General features: G+C 59.6%; 20 protein-coding genes and 2 tRNA genes. 15 read left to right on the forward strand and 7 right to left on the reverse strand.

Annotated features, from left to right (window positions below):
• Positions 1–271: 271 nt before the first annotated feature.
• Together yaaA and ACQK2Q_RS17350 are read right to left on the reverse strand one after the other, a co-directional pair.
• The gene (gene yaaA / locus ACQK2Q_RS17345) at positions 272–1,078 is read right to left on the reverse strand and encodes a peroxide stress protein YaaA (RefSeq protein ID WP_425411004.1); all 807 of its coding nucleotides are present in this window, start codon (positions 1,076–1,078) and stop codon (positions 272–274) included.
• A gap of 160 nt (positions 1,079–1,238) precedes the next feature.
• The gene (locus tag ACQK2Q_RS17350) at positions 1,239–2,660 is read right to left on the reverse strand and encodes an FAD-binding oxidoreductase (RefSeq protein ID WP_425411005.1); all 1,422 of its coding nucleotides are present in this window, start codon (positions 2,658–2,660) and stop codon (positions 1,239–1,241) included.
• Between the two features lie 188 nt (positions 2,661–2,848).
• Here ACQK2Q_RS17350 and ACQK2Q_RS17355 point away from each other — a divergent pair, with 188 nt between their 5' ends.
• Positions 2,849–3,643 carry a class I SAM-dependent methyltransferase gene (locus ACQK2Q_RS17355; protein WP_425411006.1) on the forward strand — a complete coding sequence of 265 codons (795 nt, stop codon included), beginning with the start codon at positions 2,849–2,851 and terminating at the stop codon, positions 3,641–3,643.
• Positions 3,640–4,770 (forward strand): FAD-dependent oxidoreductase, encoded by a 1,131-nt coding sequence (locus ACQK2Q_RS17360; protein WP_425411007.1) that lies wholly within the window; start codon positions 3,640–3,642, stop codon positions 4,768–4,770. Before ACQK2Q_RS17355 ends, ACQK2Q_RS17360 begins: the two co-directional genes overlap by 4 nt.
• A 26-nt stretch (positions 4,771–4,796) precedes the next feature.
• Here the strand turns inward: ACQK2Q_RS17360 and ACQK2Q_RS17365 are convergent, their stop codons facing one another.
• Positions 4,797–5,777 carry an L-threonylcarbamoyladenylate synthase gene (locus tag ACQK2Q_RS17365; protein ID WP_425411008.1) on the reverse strand — a complete coding sequence of 327 codons (981 nt, stop codon included), beginning with the start codon at positions 5,775–5,777 and terminating at the stop codon, positions 4,797–4,799.
• A 164-nt stretch (positions 5,778–5,941) separates the two neighbouring features.
• Here ACQK2Q_RS17365 and ACQK2Q_RS17370 point away from each other — a divergent pair, with 164 nt between their 5' ends.
• On the forward strand, positions 5,942–6,958 hold the full coding sequence (locus ACQK2Q_RS17370; protein ID WP_425411009.1) for a sensor histidine kinase: 1,017 nt from the start codon (positions 5,942–5,944) through the stop codon (positions 6,956–6,958).
• A 23-nt stretch (positions 6,959–6,981) separates the two neighbouring features.
• Here ACQK2Q_RS17370 and ACQK2Q_RS17375 read toward each other — a convergent pair whose 3' ends face one another.
• Positions 6,982–7,374, reverse strand: coding sequence for a hypothetical protein (locus ACQK2Q_RS17375; RefSeq protein WP_425411010.1), 393 nt, complete (start codon positions 7,372–7,374; stop codon positions 6,982–6,984).
• 139 nt (positions 7,375–7,513) lie between these two features.
• Between ACQK2Q_RS17375 and ACQK2Q_RS17380 the strand changes: the two genes are divergently transcribed.
• Positions 7,514–9,307 carry an acyl-CoA dehydrogenase gene (locus ACQK2Q_RS17380; protein WP_425411011.1) on the forward strand — a complete coding sequence of 598 codons (1,794 nt, stop codon included), beginning with the start codon at positions 7,514–7,516 and terminating at the stop codon, positions 9,305–9,307.
• Positions 9,308–9,349: 42 nt separating this feature from the next.
• On the opposite strand, the gene ACQK2Q_RS17385 is transcribed toward ACQK2Q_RS17380, so the two are convergent.
• Together ACQK2Q_RS17385 and ACQK2Q_RS17390 are read right to left on the reverse strand one after the other, a co-directional pair.
• A complete protein-coding gene (locus ACQK2Q_RS17385; RefSeq protein ID WP_425411012.1) occupies positions 9,350–9,874 on the reverse strand; it encodes a hypothetical protein in 525 nt (174 codons plus the stop codon).
• Positions 9,875–9,897: 23 nt separating this feature from the next.
• Positions 9,898–9,974 (reverse strand) — tRNA-Pro (locus tag ACQK2Q_RS17390).
• A 235-nt stretch (positions 9,975–10,209) separates the two neighbouring features.
• On the opposite strand from ACQK2Q_RS17390, the gene ACQK2Q_RS17395 reads away from it, so the two are divergent.
• The 8 genes from ACQK2Q_RS17395 to ACQK2Q_RS17430 all read left to right on the forward strand — a co-directional run bounded on the left by ACQK2Q_RS17395 (position 10,210) and on the right by ACQK2Q_RS17430 (position 16,872).
• Positions 10,210–10,284 (forward strand) — tRNA-Gln (locus ACQK2Q_RS17395).
• Between the two features lie 596 nt (positions 10,285–10,880).
• Complete coding sequence (locus tag ACQK2Q_RS17400; protein ID WP_425411013.1) at positions 10,881–11,645, forward strand: DUF3450 domain-containing protein; 765 nt, start codon at positions 10,881–10,883, stop codon at positions 11,643–11,645.
• A gap of 32 nt (positions 11,646–11,677) precedes the next feature.
• Positions 11,678–13,051, forward strand: coding sequence for a MotA/TolQ/ExbB proton channel family protein (locus ACQK2Q_RS17405; RefSeq protein ID WP_425411014.1), 1,374 nt, complete (start codon positions 11,678–11,680; stop codon positions 13,049–13,051).
• Between the two features lie 79 nt (positions 13,052–13,130).
• A complete protein-coding gene (locus tag ACQK2Q_RS17410) occupies positions 13,131–13,658 on the forward strand; it encodes a MotA/TolQ/ExbB proton channel family protein (RefSeq protein WP_425411015.1) in 528 nt (175 codons plus the stop codon).
• A 4-nt stretch (positions 13,659–13,662) separates the two neighbouring features.
• Complete coding sequence (locus ACQK2Q_RS17415; protein ID WP_425411016.1) at positions 13,663–14,085, forward strand: ExbD/TolR family protein; 423 nt, start codon at positions 13,663–13,665, stop codon at positions 14,083–14,085.
• Positions 14,086–14,134: 49 nt separating this feature from the next.
• Complete coding sequence (locus tag ACQK2Q_RS17420) at positions 14,135–14,539, forward strand: ExbD/TolR family protein (RefSeq protein WP_425411017.1); 405 nt, start codon at positions 14,135–14,137, stop codon at positions 14,537–14,539.
• Positions 14,540–14,550: 11 nt separating this feature from the next.
• Positions 14,551–15,150, forward strand: a complete 600-nt coding sequence (locus tag ACQK2Q_RS17425; RefSeq protein ID WP_425411018.1) for an energy transducer TonB — start codon at positions 14,551–14,553, stop codon at positions 15,148–15,150.
• 99 nt (positions 15,151–15,249) lie between these two features.
• Positions 15,250–16,872 carry a hypothetical protein gene (locus ACQK2Q_RS17430; RefSeq protein ID WP_425411019.1) on the forward strand — a complete coding sequence of 541 codons (1,623 nt, stop codon included), beginning with the start codon at positions 15,250–15,252 and terminating at the stop codon, positions 16,870–16,872.
• Positions 16,873–17,053: 181 nt separating this feature from the next.
• Here the strand turns inward: ACQK2Q_RS17430 and ACQK2Q_RS17435 are convergent, their stop codons facing one another.
• On the reverse strand, positions 17,054–17,368 hold the full coding sequence (locus ACQK2Q_RS17435; protein ID WP_425411020.1) for a hypothetical protein: 315 nt from the start codon (positions 17,366–17,368) through the stop codon (positions 17,054–17,056).
• A gap of 150 nt (positions 17,369–17,518) precedes the next feature.
• Here ACQK2Q_RS17435 and ACQK2Q_RS17440 point away from each other — a divergent pair, with 150 nt between their 5' ends.
• From ACQK2Q_RS17440 to ACQK2Q_RS17450, 3 genes are all read left to right on the forward strand, one after another.
• Positions 17,519–18,772, forward strand: a complete 1,254-nt coding sequence (locus tag ACQK2Q_RS17440) for a DUF2336 domain-containing protein (protein ID WP_425411021.1) — start codon at positions 17,519–17,521, stop codon at positions 18,770–18,772.
• 291 nt (positions 18,773–19,063) lie between these two features.
• Positions 19,064–19,768: an AAA family ATPase gene (locus ACQK2Q_RS17445; protein ID WP_425411187.1), complete on the forward strand. Its 705-nt coding sequence runs from the start codon at positions 19,064–19,066 to the stop codon at positions 19,766–19,768.
• Positions 19,768–20,406 carry a hypothetical protein gene (locus tag ACQK2Q_RS17450; RefSeq protein ID WP_425411022.1) on the forward strand — a complete coding sequence of 213 codons (639 nt, stop codon included), beginning with the start codon at positions 19,768–19,770 and terminating at the stop codon, positions 20,404–20,406. Before ACQK2Q_RS17445 ends, ACQK2Q_RS17450 begins: the two co-directional genes overlap by 1 nt.
• The last annotated feature ends 49 nt before the right edge of the window (positions 20,407–20,455 follow it).

A 20,455-nucleotide genomic window follows, 5' to 3' on the forward strand; every position in this document is an offset into this window, starting at 1 on the left:
CGGCGGGTTCTTTTGCGGCTTGTCACAAAACTGTCACTCTATTTCGCGCACAAGTTGCACATTGTCAAGCAAAAAGCGCAAAAACTGCGCCTATGACACAAAAATGTAATGTTTTGGATTGGCTGAAGCCCATATTTTATGCGGATTTTGGCGATCAGACCGTCATACAGACATCCCGTTTGTGACAAGGCCAATGTCACAAAGCGGACCGCCCGAAAGGGGGCTGGGTGTCATAAAACTCGGATATGCGCTGCGTCAGGTATGCGCCGCGTCAGGCGGTTTTTTTCTTCTTCGCAGCTACCGGCGCCGGCTGTGGACGGGTGAAGATCCATTCGCCGTCCGACGAGAGATCTTTCGAGAATTTGTAGCCGTCCGCTTTGAACTTTTTCAGGCCCTCGGCGGTCTCGATCCGGTTCTGGATCGCCCAGCGCGCCATCATGCCTCTGGCCTGTTTGGCGTAAAGCATGATCGCGCGGGTCTTGCCGTCCTTGATTTCCTTGAAGTTCATCATGATGAAGGGGCTTTTCAGCGCCTTTTTATCGACGCCCCTCGCGTATTCGTTGGACGCGAGACAGACGATAGTCGGGTCGTCATGGCCCTTCACCGCCTTGTCGAGTTCTTTTGCGATGACAGGTCCCCAGAATTCATGAAGGTTCGCCCCGCGCGGATTTTTAAGGCGCGAGCCCATCTCAAGGCGATAGGGCTGGATGCCGTCCAGCGGGCGCAACAGGCCGTAGAGTCCGGAAAGAATCCGCAAGTGGTCCTGCGCATATTCAAGGTCTTCGGATTTCATCGTTGTTGCGTCGAGGCCGCGATAAACATCGCCTGCAAAAGTCAGCGCCGCCTGTTTCGCACCGTGCGCCTTGCCGCTCGTCTTCAGCGCCTGAAAGCGTTCGTAATTGAGATCGACGAGATTGTCGGAAATCCCCATCAACTTTTTGATGTCGCTTTTTTTGAGCTGCTTCGCGACGCCGGCGATTTCCGCGAAGTCTTTTTTCAGCGCCGGCGCGGTCGCCTTCGGCGCGCCGGGGACTTCGTCGAAATTCATCGCCTTGGCGGGGGAGAGAAGCATGAGCATGTAGAAAACATCCCTTTAGTTACGCCCTTCGTCCTTCGAGACGCAAAAATATCTTCATCCTGAGGGCGAACGAAGTTCGCGTCTCGAAGGGCGAAGATATTTTTGCTCCTCAGGATGAAGGGCTAAGCATATGTTGGTGGTGAAACAAACATCCATGATTCTAAAGCATCTTCCCCGGATTCATGATGCCTTGCGGGTCGAGCGCGTTTTTAACGGCGCGCATCATGTCGAGTTCGACGGCGCTCTTGCGTTTCGCGAGCGTCAAGCGGCGGTGGCGGCCGACGCCGTGCTCGGCGGAGACCGAGCCGTTAAACGAGCCGATCACATCGTAAACGGCGCTTTCGATTTCCACGCGTTTGTCGTCGAGGGCGTGTGGGCCCGCGCCTTCCGGCCCGATCACATCGTAATGCACATTGCCGTCGCCGATATGGCCGAAGGCGACAATGCGCGCGCCGGGCGACAGGCGCTGCACGGCGGCGTCGGCTTTTTCCAGAAAGGCGGGGATGTCGCTGGTCGCCACCGAAACATCATGGCGGGCGCCGAGCCCTTCGCCGTTGATCGCTTCTGAAATCGAATGGCGGATGCGCCACAGTGCTTGCGCCTGTGCGTCGTTTTCGGCGATGACCGCGTCGGCGATAAGGCCCGCTTCCAGCGCACCCTCCAGCATCGCCTCGATTTGTGCGCGCAGGCCCGATTTCTGACCGGAGGAAAACTCCATCAGAACGTAACAGGCGTGCGGTTCGTTCATCGGATCGCGCGCGCCCGGAATATGTTTAAGCACCAGGTTCAGGCAGATGCGCCGCATCAGCTCGAAACTTGTGGCGCCGCCGCCGGTCGCGCCTTGCGCATGTGACAAAAGGCGCACGGCCTGTTCTGCATTTTCAAGACCGGCGCAAACGGTGACTTTCTCCGCAGGCAGGGGGAAAAGTTTGACCACGGCGCCGGTGACGATACCGAGCGTGCCTTCCCCGCCAATGAAAAGCTGTTTCAAATCATATCCGGTATTGTCCTTACGCAGACGTTTTAATCCGTTCCAGATCTCGCCACTCGGCAGGACAGCCTCAATGCCCAGTACGAGATCGCGCGTATTGCCGTAACGCAGGACATTGACGCCGCCGGCGTTGGTGGAAATGACGCCGCCGATCTGGCAGGTCCCCTCCGCGCCGATGGACAGCGGGAACAGGCGTCCCGCATCTTTCGCCGTTTCCTGCGCTTGCGCCAGAACCACGCCGGCGTCGAGCGTCATTGTGTTGTTCAGCGGTTCGATTTCGCGAATGCGCCGCATGCGTTTTAAAGACAGCAATATTTCATCGCCAAATGGAATCTGTCCGCCGACAAGACCGGTATTGCCGCCTTGCGGCGTTATAGCGACATTATGTTCAGCGCAGATTTTGACCACCGCGGCCGCTTCTTCCGTGGACGCCGGACAGACGATCATCGCCGCCTCGCCGGGCCAGCGCCCGCGCCATTCAGATAAAAACGGCGCGGCGTCGTCGCCAGTTACAACGCCTTTCGGTCCCACTGCATTGCGGATAGAGTCAAGCGCCGCCTGCGCCGGCGCGGCGCGCTGCTTCGATGTCATGTTTGCGCTGCCATGGATGGTCTGTCCGTATTTGCTGTTGCTGGTGTAACGAGCGATACTCAGCCGTTCAAGCGAATGCGCAGGACTATAGCAACCGCCGCGCGCTTTGCATTCAAGGAAAAGCGGTCTAACACTTCGCGTTCGGCAATCGCGAGCAGGGCGGCGCTAGCCGCGGCAGGGAGACAGGCATGGGTTCGTTCAGGTTTTTATGTTGCGTGGGCGTCCTTTCTTTGCTCACGGCTTGCAGCGGCGAGACAATCCGGGGCGACAACACCGCCGCCGGCAACGGCATGGACTACGCCGAACGCGCCGGCGCCGTGCTCGACGATCCTGCGCGTCCCGCGGACGACCATTCGGACGATGCGCTTCGAAAGCCGGCCAACGTGCTCGCCTTTATCGGCGTTGAGCCCGGCATGACCGTCTTTGAAATGGAGGCGGGGAGCGGATACTACACCGAGCTTTTATCCCGCCTTGTGGGTCCCGAAGGCGAAGTCGTCATGCAGAACCCGGAGCGCTTCGATCAGTTTCTGGGGGACGCGGTCCCCAATCGCGTCAACGGCCGTCTCGATAATGTGCGCATCTCCAAAACCGATTTCGACAATCTCGATGCGGAGGATTCCTCGGTTGATATAGTGACCTGGATGCTGGGGCCGCATGAGCTTTATTTCTCGCCAAGCGAAGGCGTGTCCTTCGGCGGTGTTGAAGACACCTATGCTGAAATCGTACGCATCCTGAAACCAGGCGGCCTCTTTGTTGCGCTCGATCATGCGGCCGCATCCGGCGCGCCGGAAACGACCGGCGGGACGACGCACCGTATCGATCCGGCGATCGTGCGCGGGCTCGCGACAGACGCCGGCCTTGTCTTCGCAGGCGAAAGCGATGTGTTGCGAAACGCCGACGATAATTACGACACAAATGTTTTCGATCCGTCCGTACGGCGGAAAACAGACCGTTTCCTCATGAAGTTCACAAAGCCGGAATGACGGCGCCTGCTGCGCCGAAAATTCTGATCGCCGGCGCCGGACCAACAGGTCTCGCTTGTGCGCTTGAACTGGCGCGCCGTGGGTTTGCGTTGCGCATTGTCGACAAAGGCGCCGGGTTTACGCCGGTAGAGCAATCGCGCGCGCTGGGCGTGAACAACCGGACATTGCAATTGTTGCAACCCTCCGGCGTGACCGACAAACTGCTCGCCAAAGGAACGCGCGCGACGCATCTGCGGATCAGAAACGAAAAGGGCCGCGATGTCATCCGCACGCCTTTTGCGTATCCCGGCGTTTTATATCCATTTATGCTGGTCCTCGCGCAGGGGCGGACAGAAAGATTGCTCGGCGAAGCGCTGAACGCCCACGGCGTTTCAATTGAATGGAATACGCAAGTTACGGACGCGAATGGGGATGCGTTGCGGCCGGAAGTTCGCCTCACTGGCCCCGGTGGCGCAGAAAGCGTCAGCGCCGACATCGTTATCGGCGCTGACGGTCCAGGGTCGCAGATCCGGAAATCGTTCGGGTTTTCTTTCGAAGGGAGCAGTCTCGCCACGGAATTCGGGCTTGCCGATGTTGATCTTGGCGACGCCATCGACACGGAAGAATTGTTCGTACACTTCAATGGCGCAGACATTCTGGCGCGCATTCCCATGGGCGGGAAAACCGTTCGGTATATTTCGCCGCGCGCCAACATTTCGAAAGCATTGCCCGATGATTTGAAAATCGAACGCATCGTCTGGCGTTCATCGTTTCACATTAATTTCCGCCATGTTGAGCAGATGGCGCGGGGCCGCGTGTTTCTCGCCGGCGATGCGGCGCATGTGCATTCCCCTGTCGGGGCGCGCGGCATGAATCTCGGCATTGAGGACGCCTGTTGGCTCGCCTGGGCGATCGAAGCAGGAAAGACCGGCGATTATTCGGGACTACGCATGCCGGTGGTGCGAAAGGTGGTTACGCAAACCAGGACGCAGACGAGGGCGCTGCTCGGATTCAATAGTTTTACGCGTTTTCTGCGCGATCATGCAGCTAATGCGCTGCTCTCGGTTCCCTTTATTCGGGCGGCGGCGTTCAAAGGCGTCACGGGTCTCGATACGATAGACCCCCCATGGCTTAAGCAGCAGTGCTGACGAGGGTGAACTTTTTTGAAGCCAGCTTATCGCGGCGCGGCGGCGCGTTGAAGGCGGTCATTGATGGCTTCCCCCAAACCTTCCATTGGGATAGGCGCGGCGGCGATTGTGTGAAGCGCATGTTCCGTGCAAAGATCGTCTAGAAGACGTAAATGCGCAAAAAGATTGCCCGCCGCTTCGCGCAAGTCGCCGCCGGGGCTGAGATTAAGCGCGTGGCGCGCGCCACTCACCGCGCCAAACCCGAGAAACGCTTCGCCCGCGTTCTGCGCGCGCGCATTCAGCCTTACGGTGACGGACGGCGCATAATGGCTGGTCATCATGCCCGGCGCTTCAATTGATCCGCCTGCAGCGTTTTCAAGCGGCGCCCCCGTCACCCGTTCAATGTCGCTGCGGGGAAGACCGCCGGGCCGCAAAAGCGTCGCGCGCTCGCCGTCAATTCTGATGATGGTCGATTCAACGCCAACCGGGCAGGGACCGCCGTCAACGATCATGTCGACGTCGCGCCCGAGAGAGCGGCGCACATGCGCCGCCGTGGTGGGGCTGACGGTTCCGGAGCGGTTGGCGCTGGGCGCGGCGAGCGGGCGCCCGGCGGTTTCGATCAACTGGCGCGCCAGTTGATGATCCGGCATGCGCAGGCCGACTGTATCCAGCCCGGCGCCGACCAGAAGCGATAACCCGCCGCCGGCGCGTCGCGGCAAGACCAGCGTCAGCGGCCCTGGCCAGAACGCCTGCGCCAGTTGCAGCGCCAGCGGCGAGAAATCGGCGTAACGCTGCGCCATCTCAACGCCCGCCACATGGACGATCAGCGGATTGAACTGCGGCCGGGCCTTGGCTTCGAAAATCCGGGCGACGGCCGTGTCATCCGTTGCATCGGCGGCGAGGCCGTAAACCGTTTCCGTCGGCATGGCGACAAGATCGCCCGCGCATATTCGTTTCGCCGCCGATTTGATCGCGCGTTTCATGTCCGCAAGGACAGCTTGCCCGTTATTGTTTTCGTTTCCGGTCATCGGCGAAAGCCATAATCCGATCGCCGGGCGGACGCCAGCGCCCAGAGTAAAGCGTCATGGAATGGCGATTTTTATCGCCGTCTACCTCATATGCGCTTGGCGAACGTTGCTTTTGTGATATTCAGGCGCGGTAACGTCGGGGGAAGAGGGACGGGTCGGCGTTAATGCGAAGAAAATTAAGGCGTCTTAGCGAAATCGACGTTGTCGATCGGTTCGCACCGGCGCCGCCTTTGATCGTGCAGGCTGTATTTGGCGCGGCCTGTTCAGCTGCGGCGGTGATCGCCAGATGGGGCGTGGATGCTATATCAACTGGCGCCGGGCCCTATTCCCTGATTTATCCGGCGATATTGATCTCCACCCTGTTCGGCCGCTGGCAGGCGGGCCTGATCACCTGGGCCACGTCATTTTTGTTCGTCTGGTATTTTGTGCTGCCCAATCCGGGCGGTTTCGGCTTTGAGCATGACGGCGATTTTCCGCGCACGGTCGTTAACGGATTTTCCGCGCTCGTCATCGTGCTGTTTGCCGAAATTTTCCGGCACGCCATGCGCTCCACGATGAACGAATGCGATCAGGAAGTTGAAACGCATGAATTACTGCTGCGCGAAATCGACCACCGCATGCGCAATAATTTCGCGATTGTCATCAGTATGCTGAATCTGCAACGGGGCCGCCATCAGAACGCCGAAGTGAAACAGGCCCTGACCGACGCGTCGGAGCGTGTTCACAGCATCGCCTCCGCTCACCAGTTCCTTTACGGTAAGCGCGGAGACAATCAGCAGGTGGATATGCGAGCCTATCTGATAAGCCTCGCCGACCATCTGAAAAAGGCTATATTCGAGCGCGATATCTACATGACCACGGATATCGAAGTCGCCGCCATGCCCCGGGACAAGGCGATCGCCATCGGGCTTATCGTCAACGAACTCGTCACCAACGCCGCCAAGCACGCATTTGACGGCAAAGAGCCCGCCGAGATCGTGATTTCGTTCACATCCTCGCCGGAGGGCTGGCGGCTTTGCGTCGCCGACAATGGACGCGGCCTGAACGGCGAGCACAAAGGCCTCGGCATGCAGCTGATCGAAGGCTTCGCTGAAAGGGCCGGCGGACGCATCGTGATCGACGATGCGCGGAAAGGCGCCAGAATTTCAGTCGTGGAAAGCGATGCGGCTGCCGAAGAGTAATTCGGCCGTTCTTTTATCCGCGGTTATTGTGCTTTCGTCATCTCAATGACAAAGGCGCAGCCGCCGTCGAATATTCCCCCGGAAAGGCGCCCGCCCGTATCGATGACGCCCTCGAAAACCACGCCGCGCCGGCCCGGGAAATAATAGTCGGCGTTGAAAAAACCATCATGGGTGACGAACCCTTTAACGGACTGGCGCCCGCCATCCCAGGCGCGCAGAATTCCATTTTCTATATCGATGCGGGTGAGCGGCAGGGCGCGGCAGGAACGATCGGACAGGCCGGGCGCGGGCGGCGCGCCGCCGCTGTACACGCCGTCATAATGATAGGCGATCAGCTGCGCCTCAGCCGGCGTCGCCGCAACGGTCATTGCGGATATTACTGCGCTGGCCAGAAACATTAAAGCGCCGGATTGCATGGCTGAACGCCCCTGTTCTTTTCGTTTCCATCATACCAGCAAAAGCGGCGCCGTTCATCTGCGCGCCGCAAACTGCGTTTGACCCTTCGATTGCGCGGCTGTTTGCGCCATAAGAGACGAAACCAACAGGAGCTTCCCAATGACGTTCGCAACGCCCACCAAAGACATGCGGTTTATTCTGGAACACGCCGCCGGTTTTGACGCATTGGAAAAGACCGGCGCCTTTTCCGATCTGTCCGACGATTTGCTTTCGGCGATCCTCGACGAGATGGGCAAATATTGCGATCAGGTCGTCGCCCCGCTGAACGAGGAAAGCGACCGCAACGGCGCGGCGCTGGAAAACGGCGTGGTGCGCACGACGCCCGGCTTCAAGGAGGCTTATGCGCAATATGTGGAAAGCGGCTGGGGCTCACTATCCTTCCCGGAGGAAAGCGGCGGACAGGGCCTGCCGCAGGCGCTCGCCGTGGCGCTGGTCGATGCGCTGAACGGGGCGTGCATGTCTTTCGCCATCGGCACGACGCTGACGACCGGCGCGGTCAAGGCGATCAAGGCGGCGGGTACTGACGAGCAGAAAAATCTCTACCTCGAAAAAATGGTGAGCGGCGCATGGACGGGCACCATGAACCTGACGGAGCCGCAGGCGGGTTCGGATCTTTCGGCCGTGCGCACGAAAGCCGAGCCGGTTGGGGACGGGCGCTATAAAATCAGCGGGCAGAAGATTTATATCACCTATGGCGATCACGATCTGACGGAGAACATCGTCCATCTCGTGCTGGCGCGCCTGCCGGACGCCCCGGCGGGCACCGGCGGCATCTCCATGTTTCTCGTGCCGAAATTTCACGTCAATGAAGACGGCTCGCTGGAAAGCCGTAATGACGCCCGCTGCATCAAGCTTGAGGAAAAGATGGGCCTGCACGGTTCGCCCACCTGCGTCATGGCCTTCGGCGATAATGGCGAATGCTACGGCACGCTGTTGGGCGAGGAGAACAAGGGTCTGAAAAACATGTTCATCATGATGAACGCCGCGCGCCTCGATGTGGGCGCGCAAGGGGTCGGCGTCGCAGAGCGCGCCTTTCAGCGCGCGCTCGCCTACGCGCTTGACCGTAAACAGGGTCGCTCGCCGGGGGTGAAATCGGGCGACATGATTTCGATTTACGCGCATCAGGACGTGCGGCGCATGCTCTATTCCATGAAAGCGCTGACCGATGCGTCGCGCGCGATCTGTTACGCCAACGCCGTCGCCTATGACCTGGCGCGCTACGGCCCGGACGAAGACCAGCGCAAACAGGCGAAAGCGCTGGAAGAATTGCTGACGCCGGTCTCCAAAGGCTGGTCCACCGACCGCGCCAATGAAGTGACCTCGCTCGGCGTGCAGGTGCATGGCGGTATGGGCTATATCGAGGAAACCGGCGCCGCCCAGCATATGCGCGATGCGCGCATCGCCGCCATTTACGAAGGCACGAACGGCATTCAGGCCATGGATCTTGTGGGCCGCAAGCTGCAGGGCGACGGCGGCGCGGCGGCCATGGCCTTCCTCGCCGAAGCGCGCGATGAAGCCGCGCGTCTGAAAGAGGCCGCGCGCGACGACCTCGTCCATATCGGCGCGACGCTTCTGGCGGGCGCGGATGCGCTTCATGCGTCTACGGAAGGATTGCTTGGCGCGGCGAAGACCGATCCCGAAACCGTGCTGGCGGGCGCGGTCCCCTATCTGAAGCAGTTCGGCAATGTGGCCGGCGGGCTTTATCTGGGACGAAGCGCGCTGGCCGCGGCGCACGCCATGGAAGGCGGCGATGGCGATAAGGATTATCTGGAATCGCGCATCGCCATCGCGAAATTCTTCGCCGACAATTATCTCACCGAAGCGGCGGGCCTCACCGACGCGGTGCTCGCCGGCGCGCTGCCAAGGTTAGACCCGGAAAAGCTGAGCGCTTGAGAAAGGTTCATATATTTTCTATCAAGAATCGCTGTAAGGTATTTAATCCGCGCGCGACTGCGGATAGATAAATTCGAATTTAAAGCGAAATAATTCTATTCCGCCCGCCGAACAAACTGTGTTCTCATTCTTTATTTTCGGACCTTGTTTTGAATAATTTATGATCGAATACTGAGGATTAAAGAATTTGCCGGAACCCGGCTGAAGTTCGATTTGATACTCGTAATTTTTGACGTCTTCATGCTCGATTTCGTTCGGGTTTCCATACGTGCCTTCGCGGCTGCTGGTTAGAGCGCACTTTATTTTTGCGTCTTCGCCAGCATTGTCGTATTCGAATTCAAAACCGTACCACGTGCACGGATGTTCCTCACGATTATAGACACACAGTCCCTGACCGGTGATCGGGATGGTCTCCGTGCTGTGACAAATCCAACCGGGAGATGATTGGTCGGCGTTTTTCTCGACGCATGCCAAACCTGATTTGAAATTTGTTATTTCAATTGCGTGCGCAGAAGGATGAAAAACGGTTGCGTAAAAAAATGAGCAACACACGGTGCGCAGGCGCATATTATACAATCCATCTGATTAAATGGTCGGAGTGGGGTGATTCGAACACCCGGCCCCTGCCTCCCGAAGACAGTGCTCTACCAGGCTGAGCTACACTCCGAAAACAAGACCCCGAAATTACCGCTTTCGGGGCCGCGCGGGAGCGTCTCTATACCGATGCGGCGCGCGCCGCGCAATGCATGATTTTTACGGCCCGAACCGGGTTTCGCGCCGCCCGCCGGACGGCGGTGATTCCGCCCCGGATTGAGCGGCGCAATTTTCGCCCAGCGCCCCATTGCAAGGCCGGGCCGAAAGCGCTATCCCGCCTGCTCCCGGCGGGGCGCGGCCCCGGCCGTTGGGGCGTCGCCAAGTGGTAAGGCATCGGTTTTTGGTATCGACATTCCCAGGTTCGAATCCTGGCGCCCCAGCCATCCGAAACTCCATGGTGCAATCCGCGCACTCATCTAAATGTGATGTGAAAAACCGGTTATTCGCGCCTGTCGTAGGGGCGGGCTATAACGCGCTGGCGGCAAGCGTCTGGTGCGCTTCGCGATCTGGTTGAAAAAATTGCGAATAGAACAGGGTTAAAATGTCCGGCGGCCGGTATTTGAGACGAATCGTCCACTGATGCGTCAAAAATTATACATCATACCCGCGCGGAGAAATATTCGTTAAAATAAAGAATTGCCAGCGCCCGCGAGTGTTGTTACAAATTAACGGGGTGTGTATGCGGCTGTCGAAATCGGTTCGGCGTCTGGCCGCGCAATTAGGGTAAAATCACTTTGTTGTCAGCAGAGAATAAAAATGCTTTTGGAACCATACGGGTTACAACAGCGTTGCAATTCTGCGTTAAATATACGAATGATTCGAATTGTCGGGGGAAAAGGGGACATTCAGGGTGACGAGTATCGGTCAACAGATTTCCAGAACGCGCGCACGCGTTTCGAATAGGCGCAGCCTTGCGTCTTTGTTCCGCGGTCGAAAGGCCGCTCAAATCAGCCGCAACATTCCGGTAGGTGAGGCATTTATGAAAAGATCAGCGATTTTGGGTTCGGCGGCGGCAGCGCTTGCTGTCTTGAGCGCGCCGGCTGAGGCGCAATTCCGCTCCGCCCTTGATGAGGCGCAGGCGACTGCGCGCGAAACCGCAACGTCACAGCAGCGCATTGACGAGCTTGACGATCAAACAGCGCGGCTGTTGAACGATTATCGGGCGAACTTGAAACAGCTCGAGGCGGCGCGCCGCTATAACGCTTCGCTCAACCGCAACATCGAAGCGCAGGAGCGCAAGATCACGCAGCTTGAAGCTGACATTGAAAATGTCGAAGGACTTCAGCGCGCGATGCAGCCCCTGATGGAAGACATGGCCACGCAATTCGGCGCGCTGGTCGAGGCTGATCTGCCGTTCCTTTTGGCCGAGCGCACCGAACGCGCCGAGCGGCTTGAGGGCGTTCTTTCCAATCCCGATATGTCGGCGGCGCAGCGCTATCGCCTGATCGTCGAGGCCTATCAGATTGAAAATGAATTCGGCCGCACCATCGGCGCGGATGAATGCACCGTGGCCGGCGACGGCGGCGAGCTTGCCGGCGAATGCCTGCGCATCGGCCGCATCGCGCTGATCTTTAAAACGCCGGACGATTCGGTGCTCCGCATCTGGGATACGGCGCAGAACGGCTGGGTCGATCTCAATCGCAGCTATTTGCAGGACGTGAAATTCGCGATCCGCATGGCGAAAGAGCAGACTGCGCCGAACATCTTCTTCGCGCCGGTGAAACCCCCGGTTCAGGCCCAGTAGCGGCGAGACAAGGCTAAAAGGAAATACAAGTCATGAAACTTTTCAAACTTGCTTCTCTTTCCCTGATCGCCGGCGTTGCCGCGGCGGGCATGGATTTTTCAGCAGGCGGATTTTCTTCCGCAAACGCGCAGGTCACGCTCGACCAGGTGCTGTCTTCGGTGCGTCAGGAGCGCCGCGAAGTCAGCTCCGAAAACCGCGAGCGCGAGCAGCGGTTTTTGCAACAGCGCAACCAGCAGCAGGCTGAGTTGACGCGCGTGCGCAATCAGGTGGCCGCGGCGGAAGCCGAATCGACCCGCCTCGAGGGCGTCATGGAGCAGAACCAGGCGCGCATCGCCGAGCTCGATCAGGAACTGGCGTCCAAGCAGGGCGAATTCCAGGAATTGTTCGGCGCGGCGCGAACAGCGGCGGCGGACCTCAATTCGCAAATTCAGAATTCCATCATCTCCGCACAGTTCCCGGGCCGCGATGAAACGCTCCGCGAACTGGCGCAGACGGAAAGTCTGCCAACGGAAGAACAGCTTCGCGATCTGTGGGAAATCATGATCCAGCAGATGGCCGAGCAGGGCAAAACGGCGACCTTCAACGCCAACATTATTCGCGCCAATGGCGAGGCGACCGAAGCGTCGGTGACGCGCATCGGCCCGTTTGTCGCCTTCTCCGACGGCAAGTATCTGACCTTCAACGACGCGGGCCAGCTTGAGTTTCTCGCCAAGCAGCCGGCGGGCGACATCACCGGCGCGGCCAGCCGCGTCGCCAACGCTTCCGGCGACGGTTTCGTGCGCGGCGCCATCGATCCGGCGCTCGGTACGCTCCTTGATCTGAACGTTGCAGCGCCGACGCTCCGCCAGCGGATCGATCAGGGCCGTTTCATCGGTAAGGTGATTATCGCCGCTGCGATCTTCGGCGTTCTCCTTGGCGTTTACAAATGGGTGACATTGACCATGACGGCCGGCGCCGTGCGCGGTCAGGTGCGCCGCAAGAAAGCCTCGAAGTCGAATCCGCTGGGCCGCGTCATGCTGGCTTACGAAAACACGGCTTCCAACGATGTTGAAACGGTGGCCCTGAAGCTTGACGACGCGATCCTGAAGGAAGTGCCCAAACTCGAGGGCGGTTTGAACCTGATCAAGGTGCTGGCCGCGGTCGCGCCGCTGCTCGGCCTTCTCGGTACGGTTATCGGCATGATCAACACCTTCCAGGCGATCACGCTTTTCGGCACCGGCGACCCGCAGATCATGGCGTCCGGTATTTCCGAAGCCCTGGTCACCACGGTGCTCGGTCTTATCGCCGCCATCCCGCTTCTTCTGCTGCACGCTTTTGCGGCGGGCGCGGCGAAGCGCGTCACGCAGATCCTCGAAGAGCAGGCTGCGGGCATTATTGCTGAACATGCGGAAGGCGGCCGGGCTTAAACAGCCCGGCTCCGCCTCCCGTGAATTGTCTGCGGTCTGACGTCAGGCCGCGCCGTTCAGGGAAAAGGGGTCTCGAGAAATGCTCGAGCTACTGGCAAACCCACTCGATGCGCTGATGGATTTTCTCGGCGCCGGCGGCAATGTGCTTGTCGTCATCATGTTCACGACCTTTTTCATGTGGGCGCTGATTATCGAGCGTCTCATGTACTGGTCCGGCGCTCATGGCGGCGTCTCCAAGCGGGCGCATCGCGCCTGGGCGGCGCGCAGCGACCATAAATCCTGGTACGCCCATGCGGTGCGCGAGCGGCTGATTTCCGAAACCACGCAGGAAGCGTCGCGTTTCAACAATGTCATCCGCGCGCTGGTGGCGGTGACGCCGCTGCTTGGTCTGCTCGGCACGGTGACCGGCATGGTCGAGGTGTTCGACGTCATGGCGACGACGGGCTCTTCCAATGCGCGCCTGATGGCCGCCGGGATTTCAAAAGCGACAATTCCGACCATGGCGGGCCTCGTGGCGTCGTTGTCGGGACTGATTTTCATCAACGCTTTCGACCGCAACGTACAGAAAGCGTCCCATCAGATTTCAGACGAACTGTTGATCGAGTAGCGATATGAGAAAAAAGGCGACCCATGCGGACGAATCGGCGGACGTCAATATCACGCCGCTCCTCGATATCGTCTTTATCCTGCTCATCTTCTTCATCGTCACGGCGACGTTCCTGCGCGAGAAGGGCATCGACGTGCAGACGCCGGAGGATAACGAGGACGAACCGAATACCGTGCCGCCGCCTGCAATCCTGCTGGCGGTGCAGGAGGACGGTTTCGTCCGCGTCAATAATGTGCGCGTGATCGATCCGGGCTCCGTGACGCCGGTGGTGCAGGAGTTCTACGCCCGCGAACCGCAGGGCGTGGTCCTCGTCAGCGCCGCGCCGGAATCGGAATCCGGCACGGTGGTTGAGGTGATGGACCAGGCGCGCGACGGCTGTAATTCGGCGTGCCCGGTGACATTGGCGTTGCAACAGGAAACCCAGTAGCGGCGGGCGAGGAGCCCTTGTTACGGATAAGTTTGTAGGCGGATAAATTATGGCGAGACGCAGTTTTTCACAAGCGGACAATGACGAAGACGTCAATGTGACGCCGCTTCTCGATATCGTCTTCATCATGCTGATCTTCTTTATCGTGACGTCGACATTCGTGAAGGAGCCGGGCGTTGAGATTACGCGGCCGGATGCAGTGACCGCGTCGGAGCGCAAGCTCGCCTCCATTATTGTCGCGATTTCCGGTGAAGACGAAATCTGGATCAATAAAGAGCGGGTCGAGCTGGAAGGCGTGAAAACCGCCGTCGAGCAATTGCGCCGCGAAAATCCGAAAGGCACGGCGGTCGTGCAGGCCGATGCTGAATCGAAAACGCGGCTTCTCGTCGAAGTCGTCAACCAGATCCGCGCTACGGGTATTACCGACGTCGCCGTCTCGACGGAAGACGTCTAGGGAGAACGATCATGGGTTCACTCATTCGGATGATTATCGGCGTGCCGGGCGCGGTCGTGGTGACCGTCGGCCTGTTTTTGTTCATGGCGGCCATGATCAGCAACGATCTTCGCCTCAATGAAGAAAGCGATGCGATCAATCTCAACATCACGGCGCAGATTGACGACACGGATATCAACCAGGCGAACAAGGAATTCAAACGGCCGACGCTGGATGCGCCGCCGCCGCCGCCGCCTGCGGTGAACGATCCGTCGAACCGCCCCTCGCTTGACGGCGTGCGCGCGGAAATTCCGACGATCAACGCCAATCTCAATATCGGCTCCGGTTTCAATCCGGACCGGGACGCTCAGCCGCTGGTGCGTATTCCGCCGCAATATCCGGAGCGCTGCATGAGCCGCGCAGAGGCGCAAGAATCCGTGGCGCTTCAGTTTGACGTGACGCCGGATGGGCAGACTGCCAATATCAACGTCATAGACAGCTCCAACAGCTGCCTTAACCGGGCGGCGATCCGTTCGGTCGAGCGCTGGAAGTATCAGCCGAAGATTGTTGAAAACCAGGCGCAGTGGCGCCGCGGCGTACAAACGACGGTTACGTTCGTACTTGAGGAATAAAGGCGCGGATGTGCAAGTCCGGCGCAGCCTGAAAGCAAGGCGGCGCAAGCAGGGCGAGACATTTGCGAAACTGGGACCCGGGACGTCAGGATGAAGAAAATGCGTGGGAAATTTCGTACTTTTGGTTTGTCGGCCGTCGCGTCGGTTTCGGCGGCGTTGCTGACAAGCGTCGCGCCGACCGCGGTGCTCGCCCAGCAGGCGCAATGCGCCACCGAAGAGGAAGGTCCGTCCAAAACCCTGTCGCCGCGCATCGGTCAAGAAATCCAGGAACTCTACGAGTTCATGCAGAACGACCAGTGGAACGAGGCGCTTGCCGGTTTCAATAATCTGGTCAGCAGCCGCGGCGATTCCATGAGCGCCTATGAGCGTTCCACCGTGCTGGAGCTTCGCGCCAACGTTAAGGTCAACACCGACGATTTTCGCGGCGCCCTGCGCGATATGGAAGGGGCGTTGCAGGCCAACGGCCTGCCGCCCGCGCGGAATAATCAGTTGCGATATTTTATTGCGCAATTGAACTTCCAGCTTGAGGATTACCAGACGGCGATCACCGGCCTGAACACTTGGATCAACCTCGCCCGCCAGTGCAATGTCTCCGTCGATCCAAATGCGTGGTATCTGCTGGCCGCCGCCTATGCGTCGGTCGAACCGCCGAATTACCGCTCGGCCGAACAGCCCATCGAAAATGCGCTTGAAGGCATGGAAGAGCCGCGCAAGAGCTACTTCGATCTGGCGAACCTTGTTTATTCCGAGTTGAACAACAATACGAAGCGTGTCGGTCTTCTCGAACGCATGGTCAATCTGTGGCCGAACGAAAGAGGTTACTGGACGCAGCTTTCCGGCGCCTATTCGACCATGGAGCGCGACCGCGACGCCTTCTCCGTTCTGGAGGTCGCCTATCGCGCCGGCCTTCTGGAAACGGAAAGCGAACTGATCACGCTCATCAACTATTATTCGTTTTTTGAAAATCCGTTTCGCGGCGCAACGATGCTCGAGCGGGAAATGAACGCCGGCAATATCGACCGCGACCAGGACAACTTGATCTTGCTTTCGCAACTCTGGAGTCAGGCGCGCGAGCACAAAAAATCAATTCCGATCCTGCGAGAAGCCGCCGGGAACTCCAGTCAGGGCGAGCTTTCCTACCGGCTCGGCCAGGTGCTGCTGGCCGATGAACAGTACGCCGCCTCCCAGCGTGCGCTTGAGGCCGCCATCAACAAGGGCGGCATGGACCAGAAGGATACGGGCGACGCCTGGCTGCTTCTCGGCACTGCGCGCTTCAGCCAGGCGGGCCCGTCCGACACCGGCCGCTGGAACACGGCGCGCCAGGCGTTTCGCAATGCGCAGCGCTATTCCGGCGCGCGCCGCCGTGCAACTGAATGGATTTCCTACATCAACGCCGTTGAAAGCACCTATTGGGACGGCCTCGATCTTCAGTATCGTCAGGACATGGAAGCGTGCGCGGCCGATATCGCCCGTTTCGAGCGTGACCGGCGTATCCGCGATCTGCAGAACCGGGCGGTCGATCCGGCTGAGGAGCAGCGCGAGGCTGAGCGGATTGAAGCGTGTAATGAACTCGAAGCGGCGGGAATTCCTTCCCAGCGGCGCGGCGGCGCCGCCCCGGCGGAATCGTCCAGCGAAGACGATGAATCCGGCGCCGGCGATGCGGAAGACGCCGAAGAGGAAAATGCGCCTGAAGAAGACGCCGAGGCGACCAACGAAGAATAGACAATTCGTTCTTTATGCGAACGCACATAAAAAGGCGGCCTGTTCACGGGCCGCCTTTTTTTCATGTTGGATAACCGGATTTGATGCCGGATAACCGGAAACGGGCTGTCATGGCGTGATCATTGCGCGCCCGGCGGCGCGGCGCGTTCAGCTTTCGTTAAGCTTTGCGCTCAATTTCCCGTCAGTATTCGTTGCGCTCGCCCAGAATGCGTCCGCCGTCCTTGGCCTCCGGCGTCTGGTGCGAACATTCCAGATAACCCTGGCGCCATCCGGCCCTGTACGCTTCGTCATTATCGAAGGAATAAGTGTCGCGCGTGCGCTTGGTGGAAAAGCTCTTGTCTTCTTCCGTTCCGGTAGTGCAGCCGTCGCCATAGCCCGCGGCGAAGCCCGGCGATTCCCGCAAGAGCGCCAGATTGCTTTGTGTTGCACAGCCGGAAGCCGCGACAGACAAGGCGATAAGCGAAAAAATTCCAAATGATGAATACGGTCGAGCCACGGAAAATCCCTTTTTTTGCGCCGGATGCTGCGGTGAGCCTAGCATCGCCAGCGCCCGAGGTCTTGGAAAACAAGCCGGAAAAGTGAAATCCCCCGTTAACGGTGTTCCGGTTACAACGGTTTTTCGTGATAAAGGCGAAATCCGCGAAAAATGACCGAATTTGACGCTGCCGACGATGCCAGACGCCTTTCGCCTGAAGGCGATGTAGGCGCGATGCTGACCCCGCTTTCCGCATCGGGCGCCGGCGTGCGCGCGTTGATGGTGCGAAAACTCGCCGACATTGTCGTCCTGCCCAGCGGGCGCATCTCATCGAATGAACGCTCTCTTGTCGCCGATATTCTGCTTCAGGTGCTGGACAAGGTGGAGCCGGATTTGCGCGCCGAAGTGGCGCGGCGCGTGGCGCGGGTTTCTGAATGTCCGCCTGCGCTCGTGCGCATGCTGATGCTGGACGAACCTGCTGTTGCGGAAAAAATTCTCGGCGGCGCCGAAAGCCTGCCCGCGGCCCTGCTGATTGAGGCCGCGCGCGAAGGCGCCATGGCGCATCGCATGGCGATCGCGCGGCGGATCGATATGACCACCGCCATCGCCGACGCCTGTCTCTCGTTTGAAGAAATGGATGTGTGCAAACAGGTGCTGCGTCAGGAAGATTGCGAACTCTCTCCGGCGGCGGTGAACAAGCTGGTGGCGCTGTCCGCCGTCAACAAGGATATCCAGTCTCTGCTGCTGCGCCGCCGGGAGCTGGAGCCGGCGCACGGTTTCATCATGTTCTGGTGGGTCGACGGCGAACGCCGCCGGCGCATCCTCACGCGGTTTTCCCTTGACCGTTCCACTGTGCAGGACGCGCTTGCTGATCTATATCCGCGCGTTTTCCGCGGCGGCGATAATGACTCCGTCGTTAAAGAGATCCTCATCCTGGCCGAGCGCCGGCATCGCCCGCGCGGCGTCAACGGCGAGCCAGTGTCCATGGATATCGTCAAGCGAACGCTGGCGGCGGCGTGCAAATATCCCTCGCAGGAAGTGATCGACGCCGTCGCCATGATCGGCGGCGTCAGCCGCGACCTCGCCGGGCGGATTGTGCGCGATGCGGGGGGCGAGCCGCTGGCCGTGCTCTGTAAAAGTCTCGGCGTCCCGCGCGATGAATTTTATGACTTTTACGCCCGCGCCGCGGACGTGGACGAGGCCGAGGCCAAAGCGGAAAAGCTGCTCGCCATTTTCGATTCCATGGCGCGTGACTTTTCGCGCGCTGTCTTGCGCTACTGGGACTGGGACACCAACCCGCGCATTGCGCATATCACGCGCCTCATGACCAAGGTGCAGGATGAAATCGGGCTTCGTCCGATCAGCGATGCGGATGCGTTCGATCCTCAGGAATTCGACGACGCCGCAGGTTTAAATCTCGATTAAGAGGTTTGTCCTATAGAGGGGGCAGCGTTGGCGGCGGCCTTGCGTATCTAGGTTGCCGCCGACGTTTTGTTTTTTCCAACAGTGTTAAGCATTGCCCGCAAGCGCTACGGCAGTGTCAATTTGAGACAGGCGCCGCCTTGATGCGCGCGCTTATGCGGCGCTTTTTTTCTTCCAATTTGAACAAAATTATCATCGCGCTTCACGCGCGGCGTTAACGCGGCTTTGCGCATAGTGCCTTTCTGTTCTGATCGCGCGCTAGGGTATTTTTTTGGAGGGCGCATGCTGTCATCGATGCGTGTTATTGTATTTGCATCGCAAAAGGGCGGCTCGGGGAAGACAACCTTGTCCGGGCACATTGCGGTGGAAGCTGAACGCCAGGGGGCCGGGCCCGTTGCGCTGATCGACACAGACCCGCAAGGGTCTCTGGCGAAATGGTGGAACGTGCGCAAGGATGCTTCGCCGGCGTTCATTCAATCGGTTTTTTCGAATCTTTTTTACGACCTCGACAGCGCGCGCGAGGAAGGTTTCCGGCTGGTGGTCATTGACACGCCCCCGGCCGTGACGCGCGCCATTTCCGAAGTGGTGAGCTTTGCGGATATTGTCGTGGCGCCGACGCGCCCCAGCCCGCATGATCTGCGCGCCGTCGGCCCCACGGTCGATATCGCCGAGGCGCGCGGCAAGCAATTGATCTTCGTCGTCAACGGGGCCACGCAGCGCGCGCGGATCACGTCCGAAGCGGCGGTTGCGCTTTCACAGCACGGCACTGTGGCGCCTGTAACGGTTCATCATCGCGTCGACTTCGCCGCATCCATGATCGATGGGCGCTCAGTGATGGAAATCGATCCATTCTGCCAGTCCTCGCAGGAAATATCCGCGCTCTGGAAGTATCTGTACGAACGGTTGCAGCGCGCCGACGGCGGCTATCGCGCGCAGGATGAGCATGGCGCAATGGCTAATCCGCATAATCGCGTCTTTGGACGCAGGGCGGCGCAATAATGAGCGCCTACGCCCAAAACGCTTCCGCAGGGGGCGGCGGCGGTTACGCATCGCTTTCGGGCAGCCTTCTGGCGCGCAAAGGCGAGGCGCTGCCGGCCGTGGACGCTGTCGCACATGAAGGCGTCGATATCGAGATGCGCCCGATGCAACCCGCCAATTCACCCGGCGCGCCGAAAAACATCAGTGAAGAAACGATTGAAACGTTACGTGAAAACGGTCAGGGGCGCGAAACCGGCCAGCCAGGCGAAACGGAAACCCAGCGCCGCAGCGCCGTGCGTCTCGTGCATTCCGCATCTTCGCCGGCCGCGACGCGCGCGCCGGAAGCCTGGACCATTACCCCGCCGGCCCGTTCCGCCGGCCGCATGGGCGCGCAGCGCCGGCTCTCGCCGCCGTCAAGGACAAAGGCGAACGGGTCCGCTGCATCGTCGCGGCGCAGCGCCATCTGCAAGCTGCGCATGCCGGCGCCGGATCTCGTGCGTTTGCGTTTTGCGGCGCGCGATATGGAGATGTCGTGCCAGGCGATCATCCTTGAAGCGCTTGAGTGCTATCTGGACGCAAACGACGTCCCCGCGACAACCGATGACGCGATCCAGGCCGAAGTCGAACGATTGCTGGCCAGGGCCGCGCGCAAGTCCTAGCCCGCTTCGCGCCGTTCAGCGGCGGCGCGGATAAAACCGGAGTTGAACC

Origin of the sequence: Hyphococcus sp., assembly GCF_965228385.1 — a bacterium.
Lineage (GTDB): Bacteria > Pseudomonadota > Alphaproteobacteria > Caulobacterales > Parvularculaceae > Hyphococcus.

Coding starts and splice junctions, on each gene's coding strand:
- yaaA (WP_425411004.1), bottom strand. CDS start 1,078: ATGCTCATGCTTCTCTCCCCCGCCAAGGCGATGAATTTCGACGAAGTC.
- ACQK2Q_RS17350 (WP_425411005.1), bottom strand. CDS start 2,660: ATGACATCGAAGCAGCGCGCCGCGCCGGCGCAGGCGGCGCTTGACTCT.
- ACQK2Q_RS17355 (WP_425411006.1), top strand. CDS start 2,849: ATGGGTTCGTTCAGGTTTTTATGTTGCGTGGGCGTCCTTTCTTTGCTC.
- ACQK2Q_RS17360 (WP_425411007.1), top strand. CDS start 3,640: ATGACGGCGCCTGCTGCGCCGAAAATTCTGATCGCCGGCGCCGGACCA.
- ACQK2Q_RS17365 (WP_425411008.1), bottom strand. CDS start 5,777: ATGACCGGAAACGAAAACAATAACGGGCAAGCTGTCCTTGCGGACATG.
- ACQK2Q_RS17370 (WP_425411009.1), top strand. CDS start 5,942: ATGCGAAGAAAATTAAGGCGTCTTAGCGAAATCGACGTTGTCGATCGG.
- ACQK2Q_RS17375 (WP_425411010.1), bottom strand. CDS start 7,374: ATGCAATCCGGCGCTTTAATGTTTCTGGCCAGCGCAGTAATATCCGCA.
- ACQK2Q_RS17380 (WP_425411011.1), top strand. CDS start 7,514: ATGACGTTCGCAACGCCCACCAAAGACATGCGGTTTATTCTGGAACAC.
- ACQK2Q_RS17385 (WP_425411012.1), bottom strand. CDS start 9,874: ATGCGCCTGCGCACCGTGTGTTGCTCATTTTTTTACGCAACCGTTTTT.
- ACQK2Q_RS17400 (WP_425411013.1), top strand. CDS start 10,881: ATGAAAAGATCAGCGATTTTGGGTTCGGCGGCGGCAGCGCTTGCTGTC.
- ACQK2Q_RS17405 (WP_425411014.1), top strand. CDS start 11,678: ATGAAACTTTTCAAACTTGCTTCTCTTTCCCTGATCGCCGGCGTTGCC.
- ACQK2Q_RS17410 (WP_425411015.1), top strand. CDS start 13,131: ATGCTCGAGCTACTGGCAAACCCACTCGATGCGCTGATGGATTTTCTC.
- ACQK2Q_RS17415 (WP_425411016.1), top strand. CDS start 13,663: ATGAGAAAAAAGGCGACCCATGCGGACGAATCGGCGGACGTCAATATC.
- ACQK2Q_RS17420 (WP_425411017.1), top strand. CDS start 14,135: ATGGCGAGACGCAGTTTTTCACAAGCGGACAATGACGAAGACGTCAAT.
- ACQK2Q_RS17425 (WP_425411018.1), top strand. CDS start 14,551: ATGGGTTCACTCATTCGGATGATTATCGGCGTGCCGGGCGCGGTCGTG.
- ACQK2Q_RS17430 (WP_425411019.1), top strand. CDS start 15,250: ATGCGTGGGAAATTTCGTACTTTTGGTTTGTCGGCCGTCGCGTCGGTT.
- ACQK2Q_RS17440 (WP_425411021.1), top strand. CDS start 17,519: ATGACCGAATTTGACGCTGCCGACGATGCCAGACGCCTTTCGCCTGAA.
- ACQK2Q_RS17445 (WP_425411187.1), top strand. CDS start 19,064: ATGCGTGTTATTGTATTTGCATCGCAAAAGGGCGGCTCGGGGAAGACA.
- ACQK2Q_RS17450 (WP_425411022.1), top strand. CDS start 19,768: ATGAGCGCCTACGCCCAAAACGCTTCCGCAGGGGGCGGCGGCGGTTAC.